This is a genomic window from Burkholderia sp. B10, from assembly GCF_004368385.1.
GTDB lineage: Bacteria > Pseudomonadota > Gammaproteobacteria > Burkholderiales > Burkholderiaceae > Burkholderia > Burkholderia vietnamiensis.
This window is the reverse complement of sequence record NZ_PQMX01000058.1, coordinates 1-20,117: the sequence shown is the minus strand read 5'-3', so window position 1 is coordinate 20,117 and position 20,117 is coordinate 1. Positions and strand designations below refer to the sequence as shown.

Sequence of the window (20,117 nt, the reverse complement as noted above, 5' to 3'; positions counted from 1 at the left end):
CAGATTGCCTTTCCTTTCCCGGCCCTCTAACATTGAGCGTGTTGTAGCTGCCGCATGGAGGCGCAGGTGACGCTCGATTCCTTTTCGCAAAAAATCCTTCGCCTGTTGCAGCTCGACGCGCGCCGTTCGGTTCAGGAAATCTCGGACCAGGTCGGCCTGTCGAGCACGCCGTGCTGGCGTCGCATCAAGGACATGGAACAGTCCGGCGTGATCCAGCGCTACACCGCGCTGCTCGATCGCGAGAAGCTCGGCCTGCACGTATGCGCGCTCGCGCACGTGCACCTGACCCGCCACAACGAGGGCGGCGTCGAGCAGTTCGAGCGCGAGATCTCGACCTGCCCGGAAGTGACCGAGTGCTACAGCACGACCGGCGAAGCCGATTACATCCTCAAGATCGTCGCGCCCGACATCAAGGCCTACGACGTGTTCCTGCACGAACGGATCTTCAAGATCCCGGCCGTGTCGCAGGTGCGCACGAGCGTCGTGCTGCGCGAAATCAAATTCGACACGCAACTGCCGCTGTAACGCGCTGCCCACGCACGTCGGCGCCGCTCACGCTTTCATCGGCAAGGCGCGCGTGAAGCCGATCCGGCGCGCGCCGAATTGGCGCTTCAACGCATCCAGATCGAGCCGCTCGGCGAGCGCCGCGTCGGTATCGCCGGCACCCGCGTCGAGCGTCACGTCGACCTCGAGCCCCGTGCTCAGATAGTGCAGGTTGATGGTGGCCGCATGCAGCCCGCGCTGCGCGAGCGCGGCCTCGAGCCGCGCGGTGATCTCGGCGCGCGGCGGCAGCGCGAGCGCCGGACGGCGCGCGGTGTCGTTCTCCGGGTCGACGTGGATCAGCGCGTCGAGCACGCGCGGGTCGGACAGCACGCGCGCCCGCGCGTTCTCCGCGATGTAGTGACCTTCGGATACGGAAATCATCGGGTCGACCAGAATGTGGGCGTCGACCAGCGCCGCGTCGCCCATCTTGCGCGTGCGCAGCTCGTGCACGTCGCGCACGCCGGGCGTCGCCGCGAGCAGCGCGTGGATCTCGGCCGTGGCGGTGGTGTCGAGCGCACGGTCCGACAGGTCCTGCAACGCGTCGTAGCCGAAGGTCCAGCCCATGCGCGCGACCATGAAGCCGACGATCGCCGCGGCGATCGGGTCGAGCAGCCGCACGCCGGCCAGGCTGCCGACGATGCCGATCGCGACGACCAGCGACGACGCAGCATCCGAACGCGCATGCCATGCGTTCGCGACGAGCATCGCCGAGCGCACGCGGCGCGCCTCGCGCAGCATGTAGCGGAACAATCCTTCTTTCGACACGAGCACGGTCAGCGCGACGATCAGCGCGGAAAAATGCACGGCCGGAATGTTCTCGAGATTGACCAGGCGATTGCCGGCGCGCCACAACATGCCGATACCGACCGCGATCAGGATCGCGCCGAGAAACAATGACGCGACGGTCTCGTAGCGGCTGTGCCCGTAATTGTGATCTTCATCCGGCGACGCACCGCTATGGCGATTCGCGATCAGCACCACAAAATCGGAGATCAAATCGGAAATCGAATGAATCCCGTCGGCAATCAATGCCTGCGAGTGCGCGACCGCGCCCACCGCGATCTGGAATGTCGCAAGTACGACATTCAGCACGATACTGACCAGGGTGCTCTTGCGCGCGACCGCGTGCTTATCCGCGCTTTGCGCGTCGCCTGAAAACGAGGACATGAAATACGAGATAACGGTTGAGATAGGTGATTCTATCAAACCAATCTCGCCGGGCATTCCGTTAACACGGATTTTTCCCGTTAAATCAGACGCTTATGCGAACGGGTTGCATTTCCATTCACGCCGACCGTGACGTTTCCGTGACATTTTCCTTACATTTTCGTATCACGATGCAAAAAAGGCCGCACTCCTCGACGGAGACGCGGCCTTCTTTCGGCACCGACTTAATCAGTCGTTTAAATCGCGAACTGATCGCGGTTCTTGCCGGCGATCCAGCGCGGCGGCTTGCCGCGGCCCGACCACGTCGCGCCCGATTCCGGGTCACGGTACTTTGCTGCCACACCGGCGCGCGGACGGCCGACCTTGCCCGCCTTCGCACGGCTGAGACCGAGTTCGGCGAGCGAAAAGCCGTAGTCGGCAATTTTCTGCTTCACGTCATTCAGCACTTCCGCGTATTCACGCGACTTTGCTTCTTCGATTTGCTTCTCCAGCTTCTCCCGCTGGGCGAGCAGGTCCTTGTAAGAAGACATAGTTTTCCTTTCGATATGATCAATGGCGCCGGTCTTGGGCCGGTTCACCATTCATGGAATATTTGTGCCTCGGATTTTCGAAGGCAGAGATTAGCACAAAACAGATTTGATAGAGCGCGTTTCACGAAAATACACAGATCGTTTTCAATTCGGCCGTGTCATTTTGACCTGCCGCGGCCTTATCTCAAATTTTTACGCGGTTGCATAGAGATTAGGACATTACCGATCCACTAATTGGACTTTCAACATACGCAATTACCCTGCATACGGAAAATCAAACCTTTCATCGGACGACAGGTTTGCGAAAAAGTATGCAATAAAGCAATGCTATGCGCGGCGGTGCGACGTCACGCCGCAGCGTGCGCACTCGCAATCAATTGCTCGCTCAATTGCTCGCGCAGCGCAGCCGGGCCAGCGTCGGCCGGCAGCGGCGCGAACGGCGTGCGCAGCCGTCGGCCGTCGAGGCGCCAGTCGGCGCCGTGGCGATCGACACCGAGCAGATCGAGCCCGTCGCGGCGCACGTCGCTCGACTCGTACGCATCCCATAAGGCGCGCTCGTCGTCGAATCCGAGCGGTGGCAACGCGTCGAGCGCCGCGCCGTCGACCCACCCCATCCGCCCGAACCCGGCGATATAGCGCAGCCGCTCGATGTCGAGCGCCCAGAACGTGAAATCGCCGAGCGCGAGATAACGTGCGGCGCCCGGTTCGTAACGCGTGTAACGCGCGGCGAGATGCGGATCGTCGCCGAGCGGCACGAAACGCCCGACGAGTGTCGCGCGCTCGGCATTCAGCACGTCCCCGTCGCGCGCGTCGACGACGAGAAAGCCCGCGCGCGGATCGGCGACGAGATTGCGCGTGTGCTCCGCGAGGCCGCTCACGAGAATCACGGGCCGATGCGCCGCATCGGGCGCGAACGGCACGATCGTCGGATACGGAAAACCCTGCGGCTCGCGCGCGTGGGTCGCGAGCGTACCGAGCGCGCAGCGATGCAGTAAATGCAGTGGCAGGGCGGGGTCGATGTTCACGGTGACTCCTGCGGTCGAAAGGCATGGAATGGAAATGTCAGCAGCGCGCGACGCCGATATGTCGCGCGCACGCAGCTTGCTGCATCGATGTTACTCGCGGCGGTCGCCGGCCGACCATTGGCCGAAAGGCAGATGAGGCGCGCGCCGGCACGCCCGCCAAGCCGGAAACGGCAGACGACATCTCGCTCGCCCGACACACTCCGAACGCCTGGAGCACCAGCCCACAACGCCGGCAAGATCGTAAGCGCTTCGATAAAATCGGACGAATCCAGCCAGCGCCGCGCGCCCATCCATCGCCCCACCCGAGAGCGTCCCGTGTCCGAATCTTCGTCCCGATCCCCGTCCGACTTCGCCGCGCCGCCCGACGCGCATCGCGCGCTCGCGTTGCCGGTTCGCCGGCGCGCCCGCACGGCCACGATGGCGCTGTTCTTCGTGGCGGGCATGATGTACGCGTCGTGGGGCGTGCATGTCCCGACCGTGCGCGACAAGTTCGAGCTCAGCGCCGGGCTGCTGTCGGTCGCATTGTTCGCGGTCGCGGGCGGCTCGATCGCCGCGATGCTGACGATCGCGCGCTGGATCGCGCGCGTCGGCTCGCGCACCGCGTGCCTGACCGGCGGGCTCGTGATGTCGGCCTGCGCGGCGCTGATCCTCGTCGTGCCCGAGTACTGGATGCTCGTCGCCGCGCTCGCGCTGTTCGGCTTTTCGATGGCCACGCTCGACGTCGCGATGAACGCCGAGGCGAGCGCCGTCGAGATCGCGCTCGGCAGGCCGATCATGTCGGCGCTGCACGGAATGTTCAGCCTCGGCGGGATGGCCGGGGCGGCGGCCGGCGGCGCGCTGCTGTCGGCCGGCATGGCGCCGGCCGTGCACCTCGCGCTCGCGGCAGCCGTCTGTGCGGCGGTGCTGCTGGCCGCGAGCCCCGCGGTGCTGCCGCACATCCCGCATCACGAAGCGGCACACGGCGGCGGCAACCGCTGGCGCTCGCCCGCGCTGTGGATGCTCGGCGGCATCGCGCTGGTTGCGTTGATCGCCGAAGGCGCGATGTACGACTGGGCGACCGTCTATATGCGCGACGTCGTCGCGGCGAGCCCCGCGCTCGCGAGCGCCGCGTATGCGGCGTTCTCCGGCGGGATGGCGCTCGCGCGCTTCGCCGGCGACGCGGTGCGCGCCCGCTTCGGCGCGCCGCAGCTCGTGTTCGCGAGCGCGTCGCTCGGCTGCGCGGGCATGGTCGGCGCGCTGTTGCTGCCGAATCCGATCGCGGTGCTGACCGGCTTCACGCTGATGGGCCTCGGCCTCGCCAACCTGATGCCGGTGCTGTTCGCGGCCGCGGCGCGCGTCGAAGGCATTCACGCGGCCGAAGGGCTCGCGCACGTCGCCGGGCTCGCGTATTTCGGCTTGCTGTTCGGCCCGGTCGTGATCGGTGCGGTCGCGCAGGCAGCGAACCTGACGGCCGCGCTGTCGGTCGTCGCGATCTGTGCGGCGCTCGTCGCGGCGGTCGCGCCGAAGGTGCTCGCGCATCTGAAGATCTGAGCGCCCGCCGCGCACCGCCCAAAAAGAAAGCGCGCCTGCGTTTCCGCAGGCGCGCTTTCACCCCTCCGTCGGCCGCTTGTCGGCTTACATCTTCACTTCGTCGAGCAGCGTCTTCTTGCCGCTCTTGTAGTTGTACAGCGAGATCACGCCGTGCTGCAGGTCGCCCTTCGAGTCGAAGGTCGTCGTGCCGATCACGCCGGTGTACTTCGTCGCCGGCATTGCCGCGAGGATCTTCGCCGGATCCGTCGAGTTCGCGCGCTTCATCGCGTCGGCGATGATGTACACGGCGTCATACGTGAACGGCGCGTAGATCTGGATCGGCTGGCCGAAACGCTTCTCGTACTTCGCCTTGAACGCGGCGCCGCCCGGCATCTTCTCGAGCGATGCACCGGCTTCCGAGCACACGATGTTGTCGGTCGCTTCGCCAGCGAGGTCGGCCAGCTTTTCCGTGCAGACGCCGTCGCCCGCGAAGATCTTCGCGCGCAGGCCGAGCTGCTTCGCCTGCTTCGCGAACGGACCGCCGGTGGCGTCCATGCCGCCGTACATGATCGCATCCGGATTCTCACCCTTGATCTTGGTCAGAATCGCGCGGAAGTCGACCGCCTTGTCGTTGGTCGCGTCGTGCGACAGCACCTTCAGGCCGAGCGCCTTGGCCTTCTTCTCGAACTCGTTCGCGAGACCCTGGCCGTATGCGGTCGAATCGTCGACCACCGCTACGCTCTTGATGCCCTTCGAGTGCGCGTAGTTCGCGAGTGCCGGGCCCTGCTGCGCGTCGGTCGCGACCACGCGGTAGGTGGTCTTGAAGCCTTGCTGCGTGTAGGCCGGGTTGGTCGCCGACGGCGAGATCTGCACGATGCCCGCGTCGCTGTAGATCTTCGATGCCGGGATCGTCGTGCCCGAATTCAGGTGGCCGACCACCGCGACGACCTTGTCGTCGACCAGCTTCTGCGCAACCTGCGTGGCCTGGCGCGGGTCGGCCGCGTCGTCCTGCGCGTCGAGTTGCAGCGTGATCTTCTGGCCGCCGATCGTGAGACCCTTGGCGTTGATCTCTTCGACAGCGAGACGCGCGCCGTTTTCGTTGTCCTTGCCCAGGTGTGCAATGCCGCCCGTCAACGGCGCGACGTGGCCGATCTTGACGACTTGATCGGCGGCCGCGTTGCTTGCAGCTGCAGCACACAGCATCGCAGCTGCGGTGATCGGCAACAGCTTTTGCATCTTGATATTCATGTAAGTCTCCAGTTTCGGTCCCATAAAACGCCATCGCCCGGTGCCCCGCTGCCATCCCTGTGTTTGCATCACTGGACGATTCGCCGGGTGCATCGTTCATGCACTTGGCCTCAAGCACGTGAAAACAGCCGCTTTTAGCCGCCGCCCGCCCGTACTTGCGCGCAAGTGTAGGTGATCAAATTAATTTGTGGGACTTTTTTGAGGTAGTGGTAACACTACCGATACGGGCGCTTTCGAGCGCTTCCTCGAATATCGCTGCAAGCCAAGCCGGATAAGGGTTTCCGATAGTTTCGCCCGCGCCGTTGCGACGGCATTTCAGTGCGTCGTCGCGCGTTTCGATTCTGTATTTTTTGCGCTGGATCATTGAATGAAACGCGCGTGACGATACGCGCGTCTGCACAATGCTCGAGCAACGGTTGCGCCGCATCCTCGATGTGCAGCCGCACCGCGCGGGCCTTGACGGTTCGCTGCGCGCGGCCCGCGCACCGCTTCATGCGGCCATCGCGCGCCATTCGGCGTCGAGCGCGTCGACGAGTTGCGCAGCGCTCAGCGCCGCGTCGCGTCGTCGCGTGAGCGGCGCGCCCTGCCCGGCCCACAGCGACAGATAGTCGCCGTCGTTGGCGCGGGCAGCCGCCTGGCGCAGCGGCTGGGTCAGCGCGTTCTGCACCGGATACGGCGGCACCTCGGCCACATGCTCGCCGAGTCGCGCCATCAGCGTGTTGCGCAAGCCGCGCGCATGGCGCCCGGTGATCGCGCGCGTGACCTGCGTCGAGGTATCGGCGCTCGCGCGCACCCGCGCCTTCCAGTCCGCCGCGATCGCGCTTTCCGCACAGGTGAGGAACGCGGTGCCGAGCTGCGCGGCCTGCGCGCCGAGTGCGAGCGCCGCGGCGATGCCGCGGCCGTCCATGATGCCGCCGGCCGCGAGCACCGGCAGGCCGGTCGCATCGACGAGTTGCGGCACCAGCGCGAACGTGCCGATCAGCGCGTCGTCGGCCGAGCCGATGAAGGTGCCGCGATGGCCGCCGGCCTCGGCGCCCTGCGCGGCCAGCGCGTCGGCGCCGGCCGCCTGCCATGCGAGGCCCTCGGCCACGTGCGTCGCGGTGCCGATCACGTAGGTGCCGGCCGCCTTCAGGCGCGCGACGTCGGCGGCGTCGAGCACGCCGAACGTGAAGCTCGCGACCGGCACGCGCAACGCGACGAGCGCATCGAGTTGCGCGCGGAAGTCGGGCGCGTAGCGCACGGGCGCCGCGCCGGGCGGCAAACCGAGCGCCGCGTTCAGCGGATCGATCGCGGCGAGTGCGCGCGCAACCGTCGCCGCGTCGGGCGACGCGGGCTGCAACACGAACAGGTTCACGGCGAACGCGCGCGCGGTCGCCGCGCGAATCGCCGCGACTTCGGCGACGAGCCGCTCGGGCTCGAACGCGCCGCACGCGAGGCTGCCGAGCGCGCCCGCATTGGATGCGGCCGCGACCATCGCGGCGGTGCTTGCGCCGACCATCGGTGCCTGCACGAGCGGCAGACGCAGGCCGAAACGCTCGGCGAACGGAGTGGAAAAGATACGGGCGGGCATGGCGGAATCCTTCGATGACGATGCGAGAAAGCGCTTTGTAATGGGATATGCGTCGACTTTATCGAAGCCGCGCTGCACCGAAAAATGAATAATCGAGATCGAAACGATCGCTGCGGGAGAAGCGGCGGGGAGTGGCTCGACACGCGGCTCGACAAACGACTCGGGACGCAGGAGGCCCTTCGAAAGCGCGTCGACAAGAGGGCCGGCCAAGCGCAACAGCGGTCCCGAGCATCTGCCGCAAAACCGAGGAAGCCACCCGCGCGCCCATCTCTGCGGCGCCCTGCACCACCCCCCGATTGATGGCACACTAGGCCGCCCTCTCTTACCCGCGGCGCGCACCGCGCGCCCGCTCGCCAGGAGTTCACACGTGACAGCCCAATGGATCGACATTCCGACCGGTAGCGACAGCTTCGGCGGCTACCTCGCACTCCCCAAGCGCGGCACCGGCCCCGCCGTCGTCATCATCCAGGAGATCTTCGGCGTGAACGCGCACATCCGCGCGGTCGCCGACCAGTACGCCGCCGACGGCTTCGTCGCGCTCGCGCCCGACGTGTTCTGGCGCACGCAGCCGCGCGTCGAGCTGACCTACGACGGCGCCGATCGCGACAAGGGCATCGAGCTGATGAAGAAGACCGACATCGGCCTCGCGGTAGCGGACATCGGCGCGGCCGCGGACGCATTGCGCGCACGCGCGGACGTCGCCGGCAAGGTCGCGGCGATCGGCTACTGCTTCGGCGGCCAGCTCGCCTACCGCGCGGCGGCGGCCGGCACGGTCGACGCGGCGGTCGCCTATTACGGCGGCGGCATCCAGAATGCGCTCGACCTCGCGGATAAAGTCACGCAGCCGATCCTGTTCCACTACGCGGAGAACGACCACGCGATCCCGCTCGACGCGGTCGAGCAGGTGAAAGGCGCGTTCGCGGGCCGCGGCAACGCCTCGTTCCACGTGTACCCCGACGCGAGCCACGGCTTCAACTGCCCGGATCGCGCGTCGTACCATCAGCGCGCGTCGGCGCTCGCGCACGGCCGCACGCTGACGTTCCTCGCCGAACAGCTGTAGTCGCAGCCGGCGGCCCCGGCACGCCGCGGCCGCGTTATCCTCGCTCGATCGTCACGCGTCACAACGGGGGTGAGCGCGATGCAGTCGGACTATCTCGGATATGACGCGATCGGCCTCGCCGCGCTGGTGCGCGAGCGCGCCGCGAGCCCGCGCGAACTGCTCGACGCCGCGATCGCGCAGGCCGAAGCCGTCAACGGCGCGATCAACGCGATCGTGCTGCAGGACTACGACGCCGCGCGCCAGCGCGCCGAAGCGGCCGCCCGCGCCGACGCGCCGTTCGCCGGCGTGCCGTATCTCGTCAAGGATCTGTCCGCGGCGGTGGCCGGGTTGCCGATGTCGATGGGCAGCCGGCACTACCGCTACTTCGTGCCCGCCGACGATTCGCCGCTGATCGCGCGCAGCCGCGCCGCCGGCCTCAACGTGTTCGGCAAGACCAACACGTCGGAACTCGGCCAGATGCCGTACACCGAGCCCGCGCTGTTCGGCGCGTGCCGCAATCCGTGGAACCTCGATCACACGCCGGGTGGCTCGAGCGGCGGCGCGGCCGCGGCCGTCGCGGCCGGCATCGTGCCGCTCGCGCATGCATCCGACGGCGGCGGCTCGATCCGCATCCCCGCGTCGTGCTGCGGGCTGTTCGGGCTGAAGCCGAGCCGCAATCCGCTGCTGGTCGACCAGCCGTCGAACGGCGAACTGGTGGTGCAGCACGCGGTGTCGCGCAGCGTGCGCGACAGCGCGCTGCTGCTCGACGTGACGACCGGACAGACGCTGCCGCCCGGCGCGCCCGGCACCTTTCTCGGCGAACTCGACACGCCGCCCGGCCCGCTGCGCGTCGGGCTGGTGGTCGATCCGATGCTCGCGCCGGCGCTCGCCGACGACACGCGCGCGGCGCTCGCCGATGCGGCCGCGCTGCTCGAATCGCTCGGCCATCACGTGGAACCCGCGACGCTGCACCTCGACCATGCACGCGTGGCCGAAACCTTTCTGACGCTGTGGGCGACGATCGCCGACGAGCTCGTGCTCGGCGCGCGCACGCTCACCGGGCGCACGCCGCGCCGCTCGGAATTCGAGCCGGCGACGTGGGCGATGGCCGTGGTCGGCCGGCGCGTCGCCCGCGCGCGGCTGCACGACGTGCTCGAATGGCAGCGCCAGCTGACCGTGCAGGTGGCCGGCCTCGTGTCGCGCTACGACGTGATCCTGTGCGCGACGCTCGCGGGGCCGCCGGTGCGGATCGGCGAGCTGCAGCCGAGCGCCCTCGAAACCGCGCAGATGAAGCTGCTCGGCGCGCTGCCGGTGAAGCCGCTGTTGCGCGAGATGCTCGCGCGGGCGTCGCAGAAGGCGTTCGCATGGGCCGGCTGCACCGAGCTGTTCAACCTGACCGGACAGCCGGCGATGTCGGTGCCGCTCTACTGGAACGCGCGCGGTCTGCCGATCGGCGTGCAGTTCGCCGCGCGCCACACCGACGAAGCCTTGCTGCTGAAGCTCGCGCGCCAGCTCGAACAGGCGCGGCCGTGGTTCGACCGTCGGCCGCCGCTGATGCAGGCGCAGCGCTGAGCGCGCCCGGCCCGCACCGGCGCGCCGGCGCACGGCGATAAAAAAGCCCCGCCGGCTTGACCGACGGGGCTGTCGCGTGCGCGCGTCTGGCTGCGCTCACATCGTCAGGCGTTCGCAGATGGTGCGCGTCGCGGCTGCCGCGTTCAGCGTGTAGAAGTGCAGCCCCGGCACGCCCGCATCGATCAGGCGCTGGCACAGGCCCGTGACGACGTCGGCGCCGAACGCGCGGATCGCGTCGCGATCGTCGCCGAAGCTCTCGAGCCGGCGCGCGACCCAGCGCGGCACTTCCGCGCCGCACATTTCCGAGAAGCGCATCAGTTGCGAGAAGTTCGTGATCGGCATGATGCCCGGCACGATCGGCACGTCGACGCCGAGCTTGCGCGCATCGTCGACGAAGCGGAAGTACGCGTCGGCGTTGAAGAAGTACTGCGTGATCGCCGAATTCGCGCCGGCCTTCACCTTGCGCGCGAAGTTCTGCAGATCGGCCGCGGGCGAGCGCGATTGCGGGTGGTATTCCGGATAGCCGGCGACTTCGATGTGGAACCAGTCGCCGTGCTCGGCGCGGATGAAGCTGACGAGCTCGGACGCATAGCGCAGCTCGCCGACCTCGCCCATCCCCGACGGCAGGTCGCCGCGCAGCGCGACGATGTGCCGGATGCCGTGCGAGCGGTACTGGTCGAGGATCGCGCGCAGGCTGTCTCGCGACGAGCCGATGCACGACAGGTGCGGCGCGGCCTCGAGGCCGTCCTTCTGCATGTCGAGCACGGTGTCGAGCGTGCCCTGCTGCGTCGAGCCGCCGGCGCCGAACGTCACGGAGACGAATTTCGGCTTCAGCGGCAGCAGCTGCGCACGCGTCGCGCGCAGCTTCTCGACGCCGTCCGCCGTCTTCGGCGGGAAGAATTCAAACGAGAGTTCGATCGGTTTCATGATTCGCAAGAGTGGGCGCGGCCGTCAGCCGATGTCGCGCTGCCCGAAGATCAGCGCCGACAGCAGCCACGACACGATGCTGTACAGGATCGAACCGAAGAACGCCGACCAGAACCCCGACACCTCGAACCCCTTCAGCAGCGACGACGCGAACCAGAAGCACAGCGCGTTCACGACGAGGATGAAGACCCCGAGCGTGACGATCGTGACCGGCAGCGTCAGCAGGATCAGCACCGGACGGATCACCGTGTTGATCAGGCCGAGCACGACCGCGACGATCAGCGCGGTGCCGAAGCTCTTGATGTGGATCGACGGCACGAGGTACGTGATGATCAGCAGCGCGAGGGCGTTGATGACCCAGGTGAGGATGACGCTCATGGAGGGCTCCGGTTCGGTTGTCGATCTGGACGGTCAGTGCATCGGGTCGGCGCCGCCGGTCGCGCCGCGCGCAAGCGCACGCGGCGTGACGAGCGGCGCTCCGGCGCCGCGCCGCCGCACCGCGCACGGCCGAAACGGCACGCACGCGGCGCGGCGGCGGCGGTGCATCAGTAGCGGTAGTGGTTCGGCTTGAACGGGCCGTCCTTCTCCACGCCGATGTACGCGGCCTGCTCGTCGGACAGTACGGACAGGTTCGCGCCGATGCGCGCGAGGTGCAGGCGCGCGACCTTCTCGTCGAGATGCTTCGGCAGCACGTAGACCTTGTTCTCGTACTGTTCGCCGCGCGTGAACAGCTCGATCTGCGCGAGCGTCTGGTTCGCGAACGAGTTCGACATCACGAACGACGGGTGGCCGGTCGCGCAGCCGAGGTTCACCAGGCGGCCTTCGGCCAGCAGGATCACGCGCTTGCCGTCCGGGAAGATGATGTGGTCGACCTGCGGCTTGATGTTTTCCCACTGGTACTGGCGGGTCGACGCGACGTCGATTTCCGAGTCGAAGTGACCGATGTTGCAGACGATCGCGTTGTGACGCATCGCCTTCATGTGATCGTGGTTGATCACGTGGTAGTTGCCAGTCGCCGTCACGAAGATGTCGGCCTTGTCGGCCGCGTATTCCATCGTCACGACGCGGTAGCCTTCCATCGCCGCCTGCAGCGCGCAGATCGGATCGATTTCGGTGACCCACACGGTCGCGCCCAGGCCGCGCAGCGACTGCGCGCAGCCCTTGCCCACGTCGCCGTAGCCCGCGACGACCGCGACCTTGCCCGCGATCATCACGTCGGTGGCGCGCTTGATGCCGTCGACGAGCGATTCGCGGCAGCCGTACAGGTTGTCGAACTTCGACTTGGTGACCGAGTCGTTCACGTTGAACGCCGGGAACGGCAGGCGGCCGTCCTTTTCCATCTGGTACAGGCGGTGCACGCCCGTCGTCGTCTCTTCGGTCACGCCCTTGATGTGCGCGAGGCGCTTCGAGTACCAGTTCGCGTCGATGTCGAGGTGCTTCGCGATCGACTTGTACAGCGCGACTTCTTCCTCGTTGGTCGGCTTCGCGATCACCGAACGGTCCTGCTCGGCCTTCGAGCCGAGGATCAGCAGCAGCGTCGCATCGCCGCCGTCGTCCAGGATCATGTTCGCGAATTCGCCGTTCGGCCATTCGAAGATGCGGTGCGAGAACTCCCAGTATTCGTCGAGCGATTCGCCCTTGAACGCGAACACCGGCGTGCCGGTCTCGACAATCGCGGCGGCCGCGTGGTCCTGCGTCGAGAAGATGTTGCACGAGGCCCAGCGGACTTCGGCGCCGAGCGCCTTCAGCGTCTCGATCAGCACGCCGGTCTGGATCGTCATGTGCAGCGAACCGGCGATGCGCGCGCCCTTCAGCGGCTGCTGCGCCTTGTATTCGTCGCGAATCTGCACGAGGCCCGGCATTTCGGTCTCGGCGATGTTCAGCTCCTTGCGGCCCCAGCCGGCAAGCGCCATGTCGGCGACGACGTAATCGTTGGAAACTTGCGAATCGATAATGGCGTTCATCACGCCCTCCTTTCTAAAAAAGTTCTAGAAATTGGTGACGTGAGCGCCGTTCAGGAAGCGGAGCCGGCGCGAATTTCGCCGCACGGCTGCTTGGTGAAGCTTTCCGAGCCTGGCGGACACAGGCGGTCCGTCGCAACGCTCCTCGGAAAACGGGAAGGATTGTAGCAAATCGTGGCGAGAAATGTGGGGTTGGGCGGGCGGCCGCACGCGCGGCGTCGGCGCGCGCGACGCCCGCCGCTGCCGCTCAGTTCTCCGCGCCGACCCACGCCTGCTCGCGCAGCCGCGCGCGCAGGCGCGCGACCGCCTGGCTGTGCAGCTGGCACACGCGCGACTCGCTCACTTCGAGCACCGCGCCGATCTCGCGCAGATTCAGCCCGCGCTCGTAGTACAGCGACATCAGCAGCTTCTCGCGCTCGGGCAGCCGGTCGATCGCATCGACCAGCGCGCCGCGCAGATGGTCGTCGAGCAGCGCCGACAGCGGATCGGCGTGATCGACGCGATAGCGGTCGAGGAACGGCTCGTCGTCGGCCGCGCGGTCGAAATCCTCGTAGTAGATCAGCTGGCTGCCGTGCAGGTCCTGCAGCATCTCCTGATATTCGTCGAGCGGCATCTTCAGGTGCTGCGCGATCTCGGCCTCGCTCGCCGAACGGCCGAGCTGCTGCTCGACCTGGTGCACCGCGTGTTCGACCTCGCGCGACGTCTTGCGCAGGCTGCGCGGCAGCCAGTCGTTGCTGCGCAGCTCGTCGAGCATCGCGCCGCGGATGCGCTGGGTCGCGTAGGTTTCGAACTGCGCGCCCTGGTCTTCCTTGTAGCGGCCGGCCGCGTCCATCAGGCCGATCATGCCGGCCTGGATCAGGTCGTCGAGGTCCACGCTCGCCGGCATCTTCGCGACGAGCTGCAGGCCCAGGCGCCGCACGAGCGGCGCGTATTGCGCGAGCACGTCGGCCTGGGTCATCTTTCCTTGAGCGTTGTACATCATGGCTCTCTCCTTGCGGTGGCGCTCACGCGGCGTGCGCCGCACCGGCCTCGTAAGACGGCTTGCCGCCCCCGTGCACGGCGCGGCCGGAGCCGGGGCGCGGGCGCATCGGCCAGTACAGCAGGTCGCCGGCGATCTGCCGGTAGTCGCGCGCGGCGACCGACGACGGGAACGCGTCGACCGCGGTATGCATCAGCTCGCGCGCGTGCCCGACGAGCGGATCGGCGCTCACGCAGCCGGCATCGGCGATCGACACCGTCAGGTAGCGGCTCGCGACGCCCGCGAGGTTGTCGAAGGCGGTCTTCGCGTCCGCGTGGCTGCCGACGTGATTGGTCAGCACGCGGAACTGCGCGACCGCGTGCGCGAAATGCAGGCGCTTCATGCACGCGTATGCCTCGGTGATCGCCTGCGCGGCCACGCGCGTGACGATCAGCACGTCGTGCGCCTCGCGCGCGAGCGCGGAGAACGCGCCGTCCGCGCCGAGCTGCGCATCGACCAGCACGATGTCGGCCTGGCCGTCGACGAAGTCGCTCAGCTGCTCGTCGCTGTAGCCGTCGCGCGCGAAGCCCGCGGCCGCGCACAGCGCGAAGCCGGCCGGCGTGCGCGTGCGGTCGCCGTCGCGCAGCCATGCGCCGGCGAGCGTCGCCGTGGCCGAATGCACGTCGGTGCGCTCGTCGACGACGAGCACGTCCTTGCCCAGCGCGCTCAGCGCCGCTGCCAGATTCACGACGGCCGCCGTGCAGCCGACGCCCAGCGGGCCGCCCGTCACCGCGACGATGCGCGACGCCCGCCCGGCCAGCAGGCGCCGGAGTCCTTCGGCCTGGTCGATGATCCGTTTATCCAAATCGCACCTCGTGCAGTTCGGCGGTGGACCGCGCGGTCAGCGCGGACAGCAGCGTCGGCATGTCCTCGTCCTGCGGCACGAACGGCGAGCCGTCGCGCGGCACGCAGAACGCGCTCTTCAGCAGGAACCGGGTCGACGCGACGTACAGGTTTTCCGGCACTTTCTGGCCGGTCGACACGTAGTGGACCGGCAGCTTGTAGCGGATCACCGTGTCGAGCACGCCGCCGAGATGGGTCGCCTCGTCGAGCTTCGTCAGGATGCAGCCGGCCAGATCGGGCGTCGGCCCGTGCGGATGCTCGCCCGCGCTGCGGTATGCCTGAACGACTTCGTTGAGCGTGTCGCCGTGGCTCGTCGCGTTCAGCAGCAACAGGCGCTGCACCGGTGCGTTCGCGCCGTGCAGCATCGCGATCTGGTCGGACAGCGCGCGATCGCGCTGGCTCATGCCGATCGTGTCGATCAGCACGATGTGCTTGTTGCGCAGCTCGGACAGCGCGAGCGCGAGGTCGCCCGCGTCCTTCACCGCATGCACCGGCACGCCGAGGATCTTGCCGAAGATGCGCAATTGCTCGTGGCCGCCGATCCGGTAGCTGTCGGTGGTCAGGAGCGCGACCTTGCTCGCGCCGAAGCGCATCACGCAGCGCGCGGCGAGCTTCGCGGTGGTGGTGGTCTTGCCGACGCCCGTCGGCCCCATCAGCGCGAACACGCCGCCGCGCTCCATCAGCGCGTCTTCGCTTTCGAGCACCGGCAGGTTCGCGGCGAGCACCGATTGCGCCCATTCGGCCGCCTGTTCGAAGCTCTGCGGGCCGTCGCCGGACGGCAGGTTGTCGACCAGCATCCGCACCAGCTGCGCGGAAAAGCCGGCCGAGAACAGATGCTTGGTCAGCGCGCCGTGCACCGGGCTGCGGCGCTGGCGGTCATGCCACATCAGGCTGTCGAACTGCTCCTCCATCATCCCGCGCATCGCGCCGAGCTCGTTCATCACCGTGTCATTGACGATGCTTTCGATCCGCACCTTCACCGCATCGGCCACCGCGGCGGCCGCATCGGCGGGCAGGCGCGTGCGCTCGGCCGGCTTCTCGGCGCGGGCGTCGTTCGCACGCGCAGGCGGCGCCATCCGGCGCTCGGCATCGCGCACGATGTCGCGCGCCCAGCCGGCCGGCGCCGCGGGTGCCGCGTCGTGGCGTGCACGCGTGGGCGCGGTGGGCGCGGCCGGCGCGCCCTGCAGGCGGGCGTTGAGCGCTTCGCGCTGCTGCGTGAGGCGCTTCGCATGCTCGACGAGCCATGCGGCCGGTTCAGCCGACGCTGCGGCGGGCGCGCCGGCGGCCGGCGCCGACGCCGGCTCGGCCGGCGACGCTGCCGCGGCGCTCGACTGCGCCTCGGCGTGGTGGGCGGCATCGAAGGCGGCCGCTTCGGACGTCTGGATCGTGTCGGCGCTCGCGCCGAACACCGACGAGAACACGTCGGGCAGCCCGCCGTCGCCGGCTGCGTAGGGATTGACGGCCGGATTGACGACCGGGCGCGGGAACGTCGCGCCGGGGCGCGTCACGATGCCCGGCACGGCGGCGGCCGGCACCGATTCCGGCATGCGCGGCACGGCGGCGCGCACGCGTGCGGCGGCCTGCGGCGCGACCGCGGCGAGATCCGAGTCGGCGAGTGCGACGATTTCGACGCTGCCGTCATCGAGCGTGCGGTTCGACAGCACGACGGCATCGGCGCCGAGTGCCTCGCGCACGAGACGCAGCGCGTCGCGGCTCGTCGCGCCGGTGAATTTGCGAATGTTCAAGCGGAACCCCCGATGACGTTAACGACTTTGATCGTGCGTGTGTCCGGCACTTCGGCGTACGACAGCACTTTCAGTTGCGGCAGGCTGCGGCGCAGGAAGCGCGCGAGCATCGCGCGCAGCGCGTGCTGCACCAGCAGCACCGGCGGCAGCCCGAGATTCTGTTGACGCAGCATCGCCTGTTGCGTGCCGGTCAGAAGGTTGTGCGCGAGGCCGGGCTCGAGGCCCGGGTTCGCGCCGGTCGCGAGCGCCTGCGACAGCACGCGCTCGAGATTCGAGTCGAGGCCCATCACCTGCATCTCGCCCGCGCCCGGATACCACTGCTGCGTGATCGCACGGCCGAGCGACAGGCGCACCGCGGCGGTGATCTCGTACGCGTCGCCGCGGCCCGCGTGCTCGGACACGGACTCGAGGATCGTGCGCATGTCGCGGATCGGCACGCCTTCCTCGAGCAGGTTCTGCAGCACTTTCTGCAGCGTGGTGAGCGAGATCGTCTTCGGGATCAAGTCCTCGACGAGCGACGGCGCGTCCTTGCCGGTGCGCTCGACGAGCGACTGCACTTCCTGACGGCCGAGCAGCTCGGCCGCGTGCTGCACCACCAGATGGTTCAGGTGCGTCGCGACCACCGTGCTCGCGTCGACCACCGTGTAGCCGTACACCTGCGCCTGTTCGCGCATCGCGACGTCGATCCACACGGCCGGCAGCCCGAACGCCGGGTCCTGCGTCACCGCGCCGGGCAGCGCGGCCGTCACCTGGCCGGGGTTGATCGCGAGCCACTGGCCCGGGAACACCTCGCCCGCGCCGATCTCGACGCCCTTCAGCGCGATCCGGTATGCGTTCGGCCGCAGCTCGAGGTTGTCGCGAATGTGGATCACCGGCGGCAGGAAGCCGATCTCCTGCGCGAACTTCTTGCGGATGCTCTTGATGCGCTTGAGCAGCTCGCCGTCGCTGTTCTTGTCGACCAGCGGAATCAGCCGGTAGCCGACTTCGAGGCCGAGCGGGTCGATCAGCTGCACGTCGTCCCAGGTCGCCTCGTGGCTGTCGCTCGGCAGCGCGGCGGGCGGCGCGATCTCGGTCACGTCGCCGGCCGCCTTGCGGGCCGCCGCGCGGCGCACCTGCGTGCGCGCCAGCCAGATCGCGCCGCCGCCGAGGGCGAGGAACGCGAAGTGCGGCATGCCGGGGATCAGGCCCATCAGCACGATGATCGCGCCGGTGATGGTCAGCACGCGCGGGTTGGTGAACAGCTGGCCGGTGATCTGCGTGCCGATGTCCTCGTCGGTCGCGACGCGCGACACGATCACGCCGGCCGCCGTCGAAATCACGAGCGACGGGATCTGCGCGACGAGGCCGTCGCCGATCGTCAGCAGCGTGTAGTTGGTGCCGGCCGCCGCGAAGCTCATGTCGTGCTGGACCATCCCGACGATCAGCCCGCCGATCACGTTGATCGCCATGATGATCAGGCCGGCGATCGCGTCGCCGCGCACGAACTTCGACGCGCCGTCCATCGACCCGTAGAACTCGGCTTCCTGCGCGACGGCCTGGCGGCGCTTGCGCGCCTGCTCTTCGTTGACGAGGCCCGCGTTGAGGTCGGCGTCGATCGCCATCTGCTTGCCGGGCATCGCGTCGAGCGTGAAGCGCGCGGACACTTCGGCGATCCGCCCCGCGCCCTTCGTGATCACCATGAAGTTGATGATCATCAGAATCACGAACACGACGATGCCGACCGCGAAGTTGCCGCCGACCAGGAAGTGCCCGAACGCCTCGATCACCTGGCCGGCCGCGTCGGGGCCGGTGTGGCCTTCGAGCAGCACGACGCGCGTCGACGCGACGTTCAGCGACAGGCGCAGCAGCGTCGAGAACAGCAGCACGCTCGGGAACGCGGCGAAGTCGAGCGGCTTCATCGTGTACATGCTGACGAGCAGCACCATCACCGACAGCGCGATGTTGAAGGTGAACAGCAGATCCAGCAGCAGCGGCGGCAGCGGCAGGATCATCATCCCCAAAATCATGCAGATGAGGACCGGGCCCGCGAGGCCGCGCAGGTTCGCGCCGGCGAACGGGTTCGGGCGCTTCGCGAACAGGCCGGTGGTCGGAGTGCTCATGCCGCGTTTCCTTGCTTGCCGAGCGCGTCCTCGGCTTCTTCACGCGCGTCGTCGGCCGATACCGACGCGCCCTTGTCCAGCTCGGCCGGCACGTCGATGTCGACGGGCGCGGCGGGGAACGCGCCGCCTTCCGAGCGGAAGCGCTTCAGCTGATAGACCCACGCGAGCACCTCGGCGACGGCCGAGTAGAGCGAGCCGGGAATCTCGCGTTCGAGTTCGACGTTGTGATACAGCGCACGCGCGAGCGGCGGCGCCTCGAGCAGCGGCACGTTGTGCTCGGCCGCGAGCTCGCGGATGCGCGCGGCGACGAGGTTCACGCCCTTCGCGACGACCTTCGGCGCACGCATCTCGCCGTCGGTGTATTGCAGCGCGACCGCGAAGTGCGTCGGGTTGGTGACGACCACGTCGGCCTTCGGCACGGCGGCCATCATCCGGCGCCGCGCGATCGCGCGCTGCTGCTGGCGGATGCGGCCCTTCACGTGCGGATCGCCTTCGTTCTCGCGATGCTCGCGCTTCACTTCTTCCTTCGTCATGCGCAACTTCTTGTTGTACTGCCAGAGTTGGTAAGGCACGTCGAGACCGGCCAGCACCAGCATCCCGGCGACCGTCGTGCCGCAGCACACGGCGACCAGATGCAGCGCATCGGCGAGCGCCGCGCCGAGCGGCTGGGTCGCGAGGCCGAGCAGCTCGTCCTTGCTGCGCCAGATCGCGACTCCGCCGATGCCGCCGACGACCATCGTCTTGGCCACCGACATCGCCAGCTGGATCGGCCCCTGGATCGAGAACATGCGGCCGAGGCCCGCGATCGGGTCGAGGCGGTCGAACTTCAGCTCGAACGTCTTCTGCGAGATCAGCCAGCCGCCGAGCGCCATCGGCGCGAGCAGGGCGGCGAGGCCCGTGAGGGCGAGGATCGGCAGCACCGCGGCGAGGCCTTCGGCGCTCGCCGTGCCGGCGGCCGACAGCATCCGGTGCGTGTCGAACGCGGTCGCGCGGTCGAAGGTGAACGCACTGCGCAGCATCGTCTGCAGATGGGCGCCCGACGGCCCCGACACGAGCCACGTGCCGTAGAACCCGGCCGCGAGCAGCGCGAACGAAGCCAGCTCGCGCGAACGCGCGACCTGCCCCTCCTCGCGCGCCTTCTCGCGGCGTCTCGGAGTGGCGGCTTCGGTTCTGTCGAGATCGCTCTCGTCTGCCACGGGGCCTCCAGTCGGGTACGGCGAAATGCCGTTTTCCAGTGACACCGATTATTCATGCGCGCGTCAAACGCCGATCGGTCGAGCAAAGCCGTGAAAGGGGGGTATTTCGGGGAATCGGGTGAGGG

At 68.1% G+C, this 20,117-nt stretch carries 17 protein-coding genes and 1 riboswitch; of the genes, 4 read left to right on the top strand and 13 right to left on the bottom strand.

The window, feature by feature from the left end; genetic code table 11:
* Window positions 1–54 precede the first annotated feature (54 nt).
* Window positions 55–525: an Lrp/AsnC family transcriptional regulator gene (locus C3Y15_RS23865; RefSeq protein WP_011882933.1), complete on the top strand. Its 471-nt coding sequence runs from the start codon at window positions 55–57 to the stop codon at window positions 523–525.
* 27 nt (window positions 526–552) lie between these two features.
* On the opposite strand, the gene C3Y15_RS23860 is transcribed toward C3Y15_RS23865, so the two are convergent.
* The 3 genes from C3Y15_RS23860 to C3Y15_RS23850 form a co-directional block, all read right to left on the bottom strand.
* A complete protein-coding gene (locus C3Y15_RS23860; RefSeq protein ID WP_043290652.1) occupies window positions 553–1,710 on the bottom strand; it encodes a cation diffusion facilitator family transporter in 1,158 nt (385 codons plus the stop codon).
* A gap of 236 nt (window positions 1,711–1,946) precedes the next feature.
* Window positions 1,947–2,240 carry an H-NS histone family protein gene (locus tag C3Y15_RS23855; RefSeq protein WP_011882931.1) on the bottom strand — a complete coding sequence of 98 codons (294 nt, stop codon included), beginning with the start codon at window positions 2,238–2,240 and terminating at the stop codon, window positions 1,947–1,949.
* Window positions 2,241–2,587: 347 nt separating this feature from the next.
* Window positions 2,588–3,265, bottom strand: a complete 678-nt coding sequence (locus C3Y15_RS23850) for a pyridoxamine 5'-phosphate oxidase family protein (RefSeq protein WP_059462775.1) — start codon at window positions 3,263–3,265, stop codon at window positions 2,588–2,590.
* A 315-nt stretch (window positions 3,266–3,580) separates the two neighbouring features.
* Here C3Y15_RS23850 and C3Y15_RS23845 point away from each other — a divergent pair, with 315 nt between their 5' ends.
* Window positions 3,581–4,795, top strand: a complete 1,215-nt coding sequence (locus C3Y15_RS23845; protein WP_059568074.1) for an MFS transporter — start codon at window positions 3,581–3,583, stop codon at window positions 4,793–4,795.
* Between the two features lie 84 nt (window positions 4,796–4,879).
* Here C3Y15_RS23845 and C3Y15_RS23840 read toward each other — a convergent pair whose 3' ends face one another.
* Window positions 4,880–6,022, bottom strand: a complete 1,143-nt coding sequence (locus C3Y15_RS23840; RefSeq protein ID WP_011882928.1) for a branched-chain amino acid ABC transporter substrate-binding protein — start codon at window positions 6,020–6,022, stop codon at window positions 4,880–4,882.
* Between the two features lie 490 nt (window positions 6,023–6,512).
* Entirely contained in the window at window positions 6,513–7,592 is a 1,080-nt protein-coding gene (locus C3Y15_RS23835) for a nitronate monooxygenase (protein ID WP_045579418.1), read from the bottom strand.
* Between the two features lie 367 nt (window positions 7,593–7,959).
* Here C3Y15_RS23835 and C3Y15_RS23830 point away from each other — a divergent pair, with 367 nt between their 5' ends.
* The gene (locus C3Y15_RS23830; RefSeq protein WP_011882926.1) at window positions 7,960–8,652 is read left to right on the top strand and encodes a dienelactone hydrolase family protein; all 693 of its coding nucleotides are present in this window, start codon (window positions 7,960–7,962) and stop codon (window positions 8,650–8,652) included.
* A gap of 78 nt (window positions 8,653–8,730) precedes the next feature.
* Complete coding sequence (locus C3Y15_RS23825; RefSeq protein WP_011882925.1) at window positions 8,731–10,203, top strand: amidase family protein; 1,473 nt, start codon at window positions 8,731–8,733, stop codon at window positions 10,201–10,203.
* 96 nt (window positions 10,204–10,299) lie between these two features.
* Here C3Y15_RS23825 and metF read toward each other — a convergent pair whose 3' ends face one another.
* The 8 genes from metF to flhB form a co-directional block, all read right to left on the bottom strand.
* Window positions 10,300–11,130, bottom strand: coding sequence for a methylenetetrahydrofolate reductase [NAD(P)H] (gene metF / locus C3Y15_RS23820; protein ID WP_011882924.1), 831 nt, complete (start codon window positions 11,128–11,130; stop codon window positions 10,300–10,302).
* A 24-nt stretch (window positions 11,131–11,154) separates the two neighbouring features.
* Window positions 11,155–11,508 carry a phage holin family protein gene (locus tag C3Y15_RS23815; protein ID WP_011882923.1) on the bottom strand — a complete coding sequence of 118 codons (354 nt, stop codon included), beginning with the start codon at window positions 11,506–11,508 and terminating at the stop codon, window positions 11,155–11,157.
* A gap of 167 nt (window positions 11,509–11,675) precedes the next feature.
* Window positions 11,676–13,094: an adenosylhomocysteinase gene (gene ahcY / locus C3Y15_RS23810; protein WP_011882922.1), complete on the bottom strand. Its 1,419-nt coding sequence runs from the start codon at window positions 13,092–13,094 to the stop codon at window positions 11,676–11,678.
* Window positions 13,095–13,128: 34 nt separating this feature from the next.
* Window positions 13,129–13,244, bottom strand: a riboswitch (S-adenosyl-L-homocysteine riboswitch).
* A 94-nt stretch (window positions 13,245–13,338) separates the two neighbouring features.
* On the bottom strand, window positions 13,339–14,073 hold the full coding sequence (locus C3Y15_RS23805; protein WP_011882921.1) for an RNA polymerase sigma factor FliA: 735 nt from the start codon (window positions 14,071–14,073) through the stop codon (window positions 13,339–13,341).
* Between the two features lie 22 nt (window positions 14,074–14,095).
* Window positions 14,096–14,914, bottom strand: a complete 819-nt coding sequence (locus tag C3Y15_RS23800; RefSeq protein ID WP_059474542.1) for a flagellar biosynthesis protein FlhG — start codon at window positions 14,912–14,914, stop codon at window positions 14,096–14,098.
* Complete coding sequence (gene flhF / locus C3Y15_RS23795) at window positions 14,907–16,697, bottom strand: flagellar biosynthesis protein FlhF (protein ID WP_034192933.1); 1,791 nt, start codon at window positions 16,695–16,697, stop codon at window positions 14,907–14,909. Before flhF ends, C3Y15_RS23800 begins: the two co-directional genes overlap by 8 nt.
* A complete protein-coding gene (gene flhA, locus C3Y15_RS23790; protein WP_011882918.1) occupies window positions 16,694–18,796 on the bottom strand; it encodes a flagellar biosynthesis protein FlhA in 2,103 nt (700 codons plus the stop codon). The genes flhF and flhA overlap by 4 nt, the downstream gene beginning before the upstream one ends.
* Window positions 18,793–19,992, bottom strand: a complete 1,200-nt coding sequence (gene flhB, locus C3Y15_RS23785) for a flagellar biosynthesis protein FlhB (protein ID WP_011882917.1) — start codon at window positions 19,990–19,992, stop codon at window positions 18,793–18,795. The genes flhA and flhB overlap by 4 nt, the downstream gene beginning before the upstream one ends.
* Between the last annotated feature and the right edge of the window lie 125 nt (window positions 19,993–20,117).